The organism is Streptomyces sp. NPDC058284, assembly GCF_042881135.1.
Lineage (GTDB): Bacteria > Actinomycetota > Actinomycetes > Streptomycetales > Streptomycetaceae > Streptomyces.
This window is the reverse complement of the sequence record NZ_JBHVYE010000071.1, coordinates 1-1014: the sequence shown is the minus strand read 5'-3', so window position 1 is coordinate 1014 and position 1014 is coordinate 1. Positions and strand designations below refer to the sequence as shown.

Genomic DNA, 1014 nt, shown 5'->3' with positions numbered 1-1014 from the left:
TCTCGCAGTCAAGCTCCCTTGTGCCTTTACACTCTGCGAATGATTTCCAACCATTCTGAGGGAACCTTTGGGCGCCTCCGTTACCTTTTAGGAGGCGACCGCCCCAGTCAAACTGCCCACCTGACACTGTCTCCCCGCCCGATAAGGGCGGCGGGTTAGAAGGTCAATACAGCCAGGGTAGTATCCCACCGATGCCTCCACCGAAGCTGGCGCTCCGGTTTCCAAGGCTCCTACCTATCCTGTACAAGCTGTACCAACATTCAATATCAGGCTGCAGTAAAGCTCCACGGGGTCTTTCCGTCCTGTCGCGGGTAACCTGCATCTTCACAGGTACTATAATTTCACCGAGTCTCTCGTTGAGACAGTGCCCAGATCGTTACGCCTTTCGTGCGGGTCGGAACTTACCCGACAAGGAATTTCGCTACCTTAGGACCGTTATAGTTACGGCCGCCGTTTACTGGGGCTTCAATTCGCACCTTCGCTTACGCTAAGCGCTCCTCTTAACCTTCCAGCACCGGGCAGGCGTCAGCCCCTATACTTCGCCTTACGGCTTCGCAGAGACCTGTGTTTTTGCTAAACAGTCGCCTGGGCCTATTCACTGCGGCTCTCTCGGGCTTGCACCCTAACAGAGCACCCCTTCTCCCGAAGTTACGGGGTCATTTTGCCGAGTTCCTTAACGAGAGTTCTCTCGCTCACCTTAGGATTCTCTCCTCGCCTACCTGTGTCGGTTTGCGGTACGGGCACCTTTCACCTCGCTAGAGGCTTTTCTTGGCAGTGTGAAATCAGGAACTTCGGTACTATATTTCCCTCGCCATCACAGCTCAAGGTACATGGTGACGGGATTTGCCTCGTCACCCCTCTAACTGCTTGGACGCGCTATTCCAGCAGCGCGCTTACCCTATCCTCCTGCGTCCCCCCATTGCTCAAATGGTGAGGAGGTGGTACAGGAATATCAACCTGTTATCCATCGCCTACGCCTTTCGGCCTCGGCTTAGGTCCCGACTAACCCTGAGC

1 rRNA gene is annotated in these 1014 nt (G+C 55.0%); it reads right to left on the bottom strand.

From position 1 onward, the window contains the following. Positions 1 to 1014, bottom strand: a 23S ribosomal RNA gene (locus tag ACFVYR_RS38140); the annotation flags it as partial.